Raw genomic sequence first — 11,178 nt, 5'->3', positions numbered from 1 at the left:
TTAATTAAATTATAAGGAATACCTGCTTTTTTTAAACTAAAAAACGTGCAATATGTATGGCTCCTAAACATTTTATTAAAATTTGAAATATTGATGAAACTATAATATATTATTAGCTATGAATAGTTTTGATAAAATAGTATATGATAAAATAAAAAGTTTTTTCCTTTTGTTTTATAAAAATTTAAATAATAATGATGCAGTAGTTGTTGGGCTTACGTTTGATTTTAATAATAAATTATACACCATAGACGATAACTATAAGATAACAAAAGATAATATTCAAAATCCGTTATCAGGATATTCTATATCAAACTTAATTGTGCATGATAATAAAGTTTTTGAGTATAATGAAAGTTTTAATTTGGTTATAGATGAAGCATTTAATAACGGAAATTTATACGGCATACCTTTATATATTCCAGATGCAAATAAAAAAGTTAATAAGGCTTTGTTTTTGGATAGAGATGGAGTGCTGATGGAAGATGTTGGATATATTGGAGAGGTTGATAGAGTAAAAATAAAAAATGATTTTTTAGGTGTGGTAAAATATGCCAATGAAAAAAATTATATTACAATAGTAACCACAAATCAGGCAGGAGTTTCTTACAATTATTATACTAATGATGATGTGAAGAATGTTCATAACTACTTGTATGAAGAGTATAAAAAACATGATGCTATTATAGATGATTTTTATTATTGTCCGTATCATATAAAAGGAAATGTTGAAGAGTATAAACTTCTTTCAGTACTAAGAAAACCAGAAGCTGCTATGCATTTAACAGCATGTAAAAAATATAATATAGATTTAACTTCTTCTTTTATGATAGGGGACAGAGACAGCGACATTATAAAAATACCTTTTTTAAAAACCTTACTAATAAAGACTGATGTATATGATATAGTTAATGTTGATAATATAGTAGAAGTTAATGACATATATTCATTTTTGGTATAGTATATACCTAAGTGATTATAATATATATTTAGGATATAAAGTTCTAATAATTGCACTTTCGCGAAGCGTAGGCGAAGGGTAAAGACTTTGACGAAGTCCGCACAGCGACCGAATGGAGTGCCTGCGGGTGCGAAGGCGGGAAAAAGTTGAATAAAAAAGCTTATATGACAAAATATAGTATAACAATTGGAGATTTTTATGTTTGAACTTTGTCATAATTTATATGTGGGAAATGACCATGATTGCAGCGTTTTTGATGGGGCTATAGTGCATGCTTGTCAAAGTTGTTTTGTACGAGGTGTTAATGGTGCCGTTGGAAACAAAACTTTTTATGAGAATAATGATGATTTGTATTTAAATTTGCTCGACATATCTAGTCTTTCCTATGATTATGCTTCACCTATGATTAAAAGAGCTATAGATTTTATAGATAGAAAAATTAAGGATAAAAAAGTGCTGGTTCATTGCAATTTTGGCATGTCGCGTTCGCCTTCTATATGTTTGCTTTATATGGCTAAGAAAGGTTATATTAATAATTCTTCTTTCAAAGAGGCTTCAAAAGATTTTCACAAAATTTATAATTATTTTTCTGCCGGATTAGGTATGCATAGATATTTTGAAAGGTATTGGAATGACATCATGCAATTTTAGTAAATAGTTAAAAATGACCATTTACTTTATTTAAATAAAATATAAGATATAATTATGAGTGTTTTAATTAAAAAAAATGTTTCAAAGATATGTGCTATTATATGTATAATATGTGCAAGTTCAGCTATTGCTGTTTTAGTTGTTCTAATAGTAAACTCTAAAAACGGTTTAGAAGCTACTTCTTTTTCGCTTTATTCAAGTTTTCTTGTTATTTTCTATATAATAAACTCTATATATCATTTTTTCCCTTTCAACAACAAGGCTAAAAAGGTGTTTTATATACTTTCACATGCTTTTTTTATTATGATGATATGGGGTGTTTATATACCTCCATGTTTGATATCGCTTCAAGATGGTTGGGGTTGGAGTTTCTTTGGAGTTATTACGGGGCTTTGCGTACTTGGTATTACTTTAAGAAGTGTATTTAGCTATAGGTGGAGAGGATTTACTGAGACTATATATTACTTTCTTCTAAATTGGGTTTGGCTTATTGCTATACAAAAAATTGCTTTAGCGGTTGGAGAGTATGGTGCTATGCTTTATTTGACTGCTTTTTTACTTTTAAATATTGCTATGGTGTTTTATAGACTTGCTATGTATGAAGTTAATAAAAGATATACTTTATTTCTTCCTCTATTTTATTCTCTTTTAATTTTGTCTAATATATGTCATGCTGTTTTTATGTTTAGATATGTCGCTAATATAGTTTAATATTTTTTTAAGGAGATATGTTTATGATTAATGAGAAATTTACTGAGTATATTTTTAACTCTATTAAAGAGAATTGGGATATTAATGCTTTTTGTGATTATGGTAAGGATAATTTTGTAAAGTATTCTGATGTGGCTAAACATATTTTAAAAATGCATACCATATTTAAAAGAATGGAGATATATAAAGGGGATAAAATTGCATTATGCGGCTCTAATTCTGCAAATTGGGCTTTAACTTATTTATCTATAGTAAGCTATGGGGCTGTAGTTGTACCTATACTTGTTGATTTTGCTAAAGATGATATTATTTCTATATTAAATGATTCCGGCTCTAAATATCTTTTTATGGATAAACATATATTAGAAAAAATTGATAAAGAAAAATTGAGCTTTTTAAATAGAATATTTTATTTGGATAATTTAACTATATTCGACCACAAAAATGATTTAACAGAAGAGTATAATGAGATTCTTGACGTGCAATTAGACAATTTCAGCAGAGAGACTTTTTCATTAACTATTTTTGAAAATGATACTTTGGCTACTATAATATATACTTCTGGAACTACTGGTTTTAGTAAAGGAGTTATGCTTAATCATAATTCGCTTGCTGCCAATGTGAGATTTGCAATAGAGAATATGCCTATAAAATCTAATGACCATATACTTTCATTTTTGCCTTTAGCACATGTATTTGGCTGTTTGTTTGACTTTTTATTTCCATTCTCTAAAGGGGCTTGTATATATATGCTTAGTGCTATACCAAGTCCTAATATTTTGCTTAAAGCTTTTGATGAGGTAAAACCTAACTTAATACTTATGGTGCCTTTGATTTTGGAAAAGATTTATTTCAAAAAGTTAAAACCTACAATAGATAAGCCTCTTATGAAAAATCTATTAAATTTACCTTTTATATCTAAAATATTAAAAAATAAGATTTGTGAAAAGCTTACGCAATCATTTGGAGGCAATTTCCATGTAGTAATAGTTGGGGGGAGTGCTTTAAATGAGGAAGTTGAAAAGTTTTTAATGGATATAGGTTTTAAATTTACTGTTGGTTATGGTATGACAGAGTGCGGACCTCTAATTAGTTATTCTCCATGGGATAAACATGTGGCAAGAAGCTGCGGATGCATAATAGATACATTAGAAGTGAAGATTGATTCTAACAGTCCTGAAGAAGTTGGGGACATTATGGTTAAAGGTGAAAATGTTATGCTTGGGTACTATAAAAACCCTAAAGCTACTGCGGAGGTTTTATCCCGTGACGGATGGCTTAGGACTAATGATTTGGGTGTGCTTGGAGAGGGAAATAGAATATTTATAAGAGGAAGAAGTAAAAATATGCTTCTTGGTCCGAGCGGGCAGAATATTTATCCTGAAGAGATTGAAAGTAAATTAAACAGCATGCCTTATATATTAGAATCTTTAATTGTTCAAAGAGAAAATAAACTTTATGCTTTAGTATATTTAGATGCTGAGCAAATAAAAGATTTAAATGATGAAGAGATAAATAAGGAATTAGAAAAAACCAAAGAGAATATTAATAAATTGATTCCAGATTTTGCAAGAATTGCTAACTTTGAGATACAAAAAGAAGAGTTTGAAAAGAACCCTACTAAAAAGATTAAAAGGTTTCTATATAAATAATTATTAGGTTTTATTATGAGTTATATTTTAAAATCTTCAAACAAAATGCCTAAGTTTGGAATAGGCACTTGGAGAATGGGAGAGAACGAGAGTAAAAGCAGTGTAGAAATTAATGCTTTGCATTATGCTTTAGAAAACGGTGTGAGGCTAATAGATACTGCAGAGATGTATGGAGAGGGAGGAGCTGAGATAATAGTTGGAGAAGCCTTAAAAAAAGCAAATATAGATAGAAAAGAGCTTTTTATAGTTTCTAAAGTTTATCCTCATAATGCTGGGAGAGATAATTTATTTACTAGTTTAAAAAATTCTCTAAACCGCTTGGGGCTAAATTACTTGGATATGTATTTGCTTCATTGGAGGGGGAGAGTGCCTTTAAGAGAGACAGTTGAATGTATGGAAGAGGCTAAAAAAGAGGGACTTATAAAAGATTGGGGAGTTTCTAATTTTGATATAGATGATATGATAGAGCTTGAGAGTATAAAAAATGGAGATAAATGTGCTGTTAATCAAGTGTTATATCATTTAGCTTCAAGAGGTGTTGATTTTGATTTGGCTTCCTATATGCTTGAAAGAAATATAGTATTAATGGCTTATTGTCCTTTGGCACAGGCTGGAGATTTGGGAAGTGATATATTAAATAATGGCATCATTAAAAATATAGCAAAAAAACATAATGCTACATCAAGTCAAATAGCATTGGCTTTTATAATGTCTTTTGATAAGAGAGTGCCTATACCAAAAAGTTCTAATGAAAAACATATATTAGAAAATATTAACTCTCAAAAGATTGTATTAGACAAAGAAGATATAGAGCTTTTAAATAAAGAGTTTCCTAAACCTAACAGAAAAATGCCTCTGGATATAGTTTAAAAAAATTGTACTTGTTTCAAAAGTAATTGGAAAAATACATTATATAAAATTGTAGTCTTTTGCTTCTTTGAGTCGCCATCGAGTAGGTGCATATTGGGCAAAAGAAGTGTAGGGAAAAGCCTCACTTTAAATTCTAAATATATAAAAAAATTAAAAGGTATGTATAAATAATGTTTAATATAATTGATATTGAAAATTGGGAGAGAAAAGAGCATTATTATCATTATTCTAATGTTAATCAATGTACTTATAGCATTACTTTAAAATTGGAAGTGTCAAATATAGTAAATAGTTCTTTTAAATTTTATCCTACGATGATATATTTAATATCAAAGACTGTAAATAACATAAAAGAGTTTAAGATGTCTTTTGAGGATTCTAAACTTGGTTATTATGATATTGTAAATCCAAGTTATACCATATTTAACAATAATTCTAAAACTTTCTCATCCATATACACAGAATATAATGATGATTTTAATTTATTTTATAATAATTGTGCTGAAGATATAAAAACTTATAGCACAAGCACATCATTTTCTCCAAAAGCTTGCAACATCAAAAATTTATTTAATATATCATCTATTCCTTGGGTGTCTTTTGAGGGTTTTAATTTAAATATAAATAGTTGTTTTGATTATTTGCCTCCAATATTTACTATTGGAAAGTATTATAATGATTCTAATAAAATATTAATGCCTATTGCAATACAGGTCAATCATAGAGTTTGCGATGGTTATCATATAGGTTTATTTGTGAATAATTTGAAAGATAATATAGTTAATCTAAGAACTTAATGTATTAATGTGCAATTTCAAAAAACATAAAAATTATCAAAATCTAAATTTTATAATAAATGTTTTATTTCAAATTAGCATGAATATGTTAATTAATAAGTTTATTTTGCCGCACGGTGTGTTTATTTTTTATATATAAAAAAATTAAAATAATAATTTTATCTATATTTTTGAATTTGTTCTGCGTGCGGTATATAATTTTTAAGTTTAAAAAAACTTGGGCGGGTATTTTACTTTATTAACAAACTATATATGTAATTAAATTCTTACTTTTTAAATTAAGTTTTAAAATATAATGGGCGGGGTATGTAAAATTAATTATTTTATTTATAAATTTTATATGAATCGGTATATATAATTAAAATTTGACATAATATAGATTTTTTAGTAATATATAAATATAAACATGTAAATACATACATAAGGAGATAAAATGAGAAAAATTTTAATGATTTTGATTTTTTGTTTTATTTTTGTTTCTTGTAATGATTTGTCTAAAAACGAAGGAAATGATAGTATGAATAATTTTGCAATATACACAGATGAAGAAGGCAATGCAGTATTAGAAGAAAAAAAGCCTATTTTTAATGTTAATTACACACCAAATGTTATTTATACAAATAAAGACGGCATAGATTTATCTCTTCAAATATTAACACCAAAACTAAAAAGAAATGATACAAATTCAAAATATCCATTAGTTTTATTTATACAAGGTTCAAGATGGATGAAGCAGAATGTTTATCAGAATTTAGTAGTTATGGGTGATTTTGCAAGGCGTGGATATGTTGTTTCTATATCAGAATATAGACCAAGCGATAAAGCAATTTTTCCAGCACAAATTGAAGATGCGAGAGAGGCACTTGATTTCATGATAAATAATTCTGATAAATATAATGTAGATACTAATAATGTATTTGTTTGGGGGACTTCATCAGGGGCACATACTGCTTTATTTATGGCAATACCTTTAAGTGATAATGACACTACCATACCTTATATGAATGCTATAATTGCATATTATCCGCCTACAGATATACTTGAAATGAGAAATGACCCTTTAAAATCCACTACAGGAGATGCGGAGAGTCCTGAAGGCATATTAATAGGTAGAAAAAATGTTTATGATTTTCCTGAGGAAGCAAAAAAAGCAAGTCCTTATTATGAGATTTCAAAAGCTGATAATTTGCCTCCGATATTGTTAGCACATGGCGATGCTGACAGTGTTGTTCCATTTAGTCAGAGTAAAATTTTAGCTGATAAATTAAAAGAAGAAAATAGAGTTTATGAGTTTTATACTGTAAAAAATGCTGACCATGGCGGTTGGCAGTTTTGGACTAAAGATATGTTTGATGTAGTTGAAAATTTTATAAAAAAGTATAGAAAATAAGAAATATAGTATATTTATATAATAAAATTAAATATGTAAAATAATTTGTAGAATATCATTTTATATTAAAGAATAATACAAATTTACAAAAAGTATTTTACAATAACTATAATGATTATTAATCATTTATTAAATTATACATACTTAGTATTTTATTTATTTTTTGAAAATTGTTGCACCATAAACTTAAATCTTCTGTATGATTATTATAATCAAATGAATTATCTAATAAATACATATGTATTTTATCATCAATATTTTTAAAGTATATTTTTTCATCATTTATATAATAACTATGTTTTATATAAAGCAAATAAATATCATTATTATTATATAATTTTCTAATATCATTTAGATAATTTATAATAGTATTAATATCTATAAAATTATTCTCTAATTTATAATGTTCAATATACACCATTAATATTTTTTTATTAGATTCCAATTCTTTTACTAATCTATTTATTCTTTTAGAATATTTATTAAAATTTTCAACATAACCTATATCAAATTCAGTATTGCAACTAAAATCATGCGGATAATATAAATATGTGTTATTATTAAAATAAACATCATGAAGCCCTTCGCCTTTAAATGCAAATTTCAAATCTTCTTTATTAAAAAAATTTCTAAATCTATTTCTAATTATTTCTAAATTATTTATTATATTATTATTTGTAGAATCCCATGGTGTTACCCAATCAAAAGGATATGATTTCTTTCTTAAATTATTTTTTGATAAAATATATGCTGTAAAACAATTTTCACCTATACTGAATATAAGATCATATTTATAATTTTTTATATTATTATAATTTGCTATATCTGTAAAACCAACAATAATAATATTATTTGTTATATTCGATATCTTTTTATCTATATCGGATATTTTTTTATTTATATCAGATATATACAACAAATTTATTAATATCATTCTAATTAAATTTCTAATATTTTTAAATGGTATCCACCAAACTATTTTATCAATTAATTTTTTATACATTCATTTTTCCAAATAAAAAATATGCAACAAAAAAAGAGAGAACTATGCTTTTAAGATAGTTCTCTCTTGTAAAATTTTATTATTATTTATTATATTATCTGTTCTGTTCTGTTCATAACAAAAAACACCTTTTATATTATATAAAATACATTATAATATAAACTTCTAAAAAATCAAATATATTTTTATGCTCTTATATACAAAAAAGTTATTATATTTTTTATAAGATTAGAAATTATTACAAATTTACATATAAATATACCATAATAATATCAAAAAAAATTAAAAAATCTCATTTTTTATTACTTGATATATTTTTTTATTTGGTATAATCTATAATTTAACAATCTTATAATAGGAGGTCAGACGTATGACAGATAAAAAAATCGAACTGTTTGAAAATTACCCTGTACACAAAGCTCTAATTACGCTAGCACTTCCAACAATATTAGGAATGTTAGTCAATGTTTTTTATAATATGGTAGATACTTTCTTTGTAGGACAAACTGGGGACCCTAATCAGGTTGCTGCTGTATCATTATGTATGCCTATATATTTGCTTCTTATGGCTTTTGGTAATATATTTGGTATAGGAGGCGGTTCTTACATATCCAGAAAATTAGGTTCTAAAGATTATGAATCTGTAAAAAAGATATCAGCATTTGCTTTTTATGCAAGTATTATAGTAGGATTTCTTTCTATGGCTATATACTTGATATTTATGAAAGACATATTAAAAATATCAGGTGCTAGTCAAAACACTTATCAATTTTCTAAGGATTATTTAATTATAGTGGCACTTGGAGCTCCTTTTGTAGTTAATCAGATGGCTATGGGGCAGATTGTAAGGGCTGAGGGTTCTTCAAAAGAGGCTATGATTGGTATGATGATTGGTACTGTAGTTAATATAGTATTAGACCCTATAATGATTCTTTATATGAATATGGGTGTTGCTGGTGCTGCTTTGGCTACAATAATTGGTAATGCTTGTTCTACTTTTTACTACATATACCATATTTTAAGAAAAAAATCTTTCTTATCAATACATTTTAAAGAGTTTTCTTTGAAGTCTGATATACTTTCAAATGTATTTGCAATAGGTATACCTGTTTCTATTAACAACATACTTATGAGTGCTTCAAATATACTTATAAACAATTTGGCTGCTGGATATAGTGATAATGTTGTGGCTGGTTTGGGTGTAGCACAGAGGATATTTACTCTTGTAGTATTGGTATTTATTGGTCTTGCTCAAGGTCTTCAGCCTTTTGTGGGATACAACTTTGCTTCTAAAAATTATAAAAGAATGAATGCGGCTATTAAAATATCTTGTGCTGTAAGCGTAATAATAGGATTTTTACTTTTAGGTTTGTCTTTAATATTTGGAAGATTAGCTGTAGCTGTATTTATCAACAATGAAGAGGTAATTGATTATGGAGTGAGATTCTTGGTAGCAAGTTATTCAATAGCTCCTATAATAGGCTTTCAATTTGTATTTATGTCCACATTCCAAGCATTAGGAAAATCAATTCCTTCTTTAATACTTTCTATAAGCAGACAGGGAATAGCATTTATACCTACAATACTTATAGGTACAAAATTATTCGGCATAAAAGGTATTATATGGGCACAGCCTATAGCCGATATAGTTACAGTTTTAATGGCAAGTGTAATGTATATTTATATTTACCAAAAAATGAAAAGAAAGGCATTAGAAGAAGAAAAGAATAATAAAGAGGCTTCATCAGAGGCGGTTTACTCTAATGTATAACTATATATAAAAAACATAAGAGCTAATTATTTTGAAGGCATGCATTTATGATGCATGCCTTTTTTATTAAAATAAATATATATAAAATTAATTAGTATTATTTTATTTATTTGCACTTTTTGGTTCTTTGACGAAGTCCACACCGTGTAAGGCGGGAAAAAGTTTATAAAAAATTATTGTATAAATATAGACTAAAAATTTTTAAGCTTGTAAAAAATATATTTTTAAGTTTTTATTTGTGGTGCCTTTACTACAACCGCACGCAGAGCAAAATTAAAAATATAGTTTCATTTTTAGTTCAAATTTCATTATATTAGAAATTAACTTAACCGTGCGTTTAATAAATTTTTAAATATAAATCATAATATAATTGACATTAAACAAAAATAGCAATAATATTCAAATATGAAACTTGTTATTGAATAAAGCTCTAGCAATATTAAATTGTATAAAAATGATAAATATTTAATAATATTTACTTTTTATTTTTATCTTTTTTAATTACTTTTTGATTATTTACTATTGTTCCATTATTGTTATTTTGCCCATCTATACTGTTGCTATTCTCTAATTTAGGTTTAGATTTTATGATTTTATAAATTTTATAAAATATTTTTTTATATATAAAAAAATATTACAATCCATAAAAAATCCTTGAATTTATTTTAAATAATTATATATTATATTAATAATAAGGCAATTATAAATATATGAAAAATATAATAAAAGGTCAAAACAATAATACTGGAACTATAAATACTTATCAAATTATAAATTCATCATTTATAACTATAAATATTAGTATTCCTATAGATAGTATATTAGAAAAATTTCCATATATAAAAAAATTTTTTAGTGAATCAAAATTAATAGCAGTAAAAAATAATTCAAAAGATGAAGTAAATAATTTAAATAATGAAGGGGTAGAATATTTTTTACAAAAAGAATTTGAAAAAGCTATAGATTATTTTAAAAGAGCCATATCAATAGATAATTCAGTTTCAGAAATATATTATAACTTAGGTAATGCAAAATTTTATTATTATACTAAAAATATAAAAAAATATAATATTACAGAGATTACAGAAATATTTAATGAAATAATAACTGAATATAGTAATGCTATATCATTAAAAGAAGATTATAGATATTATTATAATAGAGGAACATTATATGCATATATAGAAAAATATAATTTAGCTTTAGATGATTTATCAAAATCCATAAATATAAATATTGATAAAGTACGTCATCCAGAGCCATATATAAATAGAGCAAATATCTATCTTATAAAAAATAAGGGGCTGTCCTAGATAACTAAAAAAGCTCCTTTCTTGCTAAATTATATATAATTTCCAACTGTTTTTCAACT

Annotated in this window: 10 protein-coding genes; 9 read left to right on the top strand and 1 reads right to left on the bottom strand. The window is 25.8% G+C overall.

Annotation, left to right across the window (positions count from 1 at the left end):
• Nucleotides 1–118: 118 nt before the first annotated feature.
• From Q0H31_RS11910 to Q0H31_RS11880, 7 genes are all read left to right on the top strand, one after another.
• Nucleotides 119–961, top strand: a complete 843-nt coding sequence (locus Q0H31_RS11910) for an HAD-IIIA family hydrolase (RefSeq protein WP_295298469.1) — start codon at nt 119–121, stop codon at nt 959–961.
• A 198-nt stretch (nt 962–1,159) separates the two neighbouring features.
• Complete coding sequence (locus tag Q0H31_RS11905) at nt 1,160–1,612, top strand: dual specificity protein phosphatase family protein (protein WP_295298467.1); 453 nt, start codon at nt 1,160–1,162, stop codon at nt 1,610–1,612.
• Between the two features lie 54 nt (nt 1,613–1,666).
• Nucleotides 1,667–2,323 carry a hemolysin III family protein gene (locus Q0H31_RS11900; protein WP_295298465.1) on the top strand — a complete coding sequence of 219 codons (657 nt, stop codon included), beginning with the start codon at nt 1,667–1,669 and terminating at the stop codon, nt 2,321–2,323.
• A gap of 23 nt (nt 2,324–2,346) precedes the next feature.
• Nucleotides 2,347–3,975 (top strand): AMP-binding protein, encoded by a 1,629-nt coding sequence (locus tag Q0H31_RS11895; RefSeq protein ID WP_295298464.1) that lies wholly within the window; start codon nt 2,347–2,349, stop codon nt 3,973–3,975.
• A 15-nt stretch (nt 3,976–3,990) separates the two neighbouring features.
• Nucleotides 3,991–4,845, top strand: coding sequence for an aldo/keto reductase (locus Q0H31_RS11890; RefSeq protein ID WP_295298462.1), 855 nt, complete (start codon nt 3,991–3,993; stop codon nt 4,843–4,845).
• A gap of 170 nt (nt 4,846–5,015) precedes the next feature.
• Nucleotides 5,016–5,642, top strand: a complete 627-nt coding sequence (locus tag Q0H31_RS11885) for a CatA-like O-acetyltransferase (RefSeq protein ID WP_295298460.1) — start codon at nt 5,016–5,018, stop codon at nt 5,640–5,642.
• A gap of 433 nt (nt 5,643–6,075) precedes the next feature.
• Nucleotides 6,076–7,032, top strand: a complete 957-nt coding sequence (locus tag Q0H31_RS11880; RefSeq protein ID WP_295298458.1) for an alpha/beta hydrolase — start codon at nt 6,076–6,078, stop codon at nt 7,030–7,032.
• Between the two features lie 118 nt (nt 7,033–7,150).
• Here the strand turns inward: Q0H31_RS11880 and Q0H31_RS11875 are convergent, their stop codons facing one another.
• On the bottom strand, nt 7,151–8,035 hold the full coding sequence (locus Q0H31_RS11875) for a DUF1796 family putative cysteine peptidase (RefSeq protein WP_295298456.1): 885 nt from the start codon (nt 8,033–8,035) through the stop codon (nt 7,151–7,153).
• A 370-nt stretch (nt 8,036–8,405) separates the two neighbouring features.
• Between Q0H31_RS11875 and Q0H31_RS11870 the strand changes: the two genes are divergently transcribed.
• Together Q0H31_RS11870 and Q0H31_RS11865 are read left to right on the top strand one after the other, a co-directional pair.
• Nucleotides 8,406–9,806, top strand: a complete 1,401-nt coding sequence (locus Q0H31_RS11870; protein WP_295298454.1) for an MATE family efflux transporter — start codon at nt 8,406–8,408, stop codon at nt 9,804–9,806.
• A gap of 710 nt (nt 9,807–10,516) precedes the next feature.
• Entirely contained in the window at nt 10,517–11,119 is a 603-nt protein-coding gene (locus Q0H31_RS11865; protein WP_295298453.1) for a tetratricopeptide repeat protein, read from the top strand.
• Nucleotides 11,120–11,178 lie beyond the last annotated feature (59 nt).

Source organism: uncultured Brachyspira sp. (genome assembly GCF_934747485.1).
Classification (GTDB): Bacteria; Spirochaetota; Brachyspiria; order Brachyspirales; family Brachyspiraceae; genus Brachyspira.
This window is presented reverse-complemented; position numbering and strand designations above follow the sequence as displayed.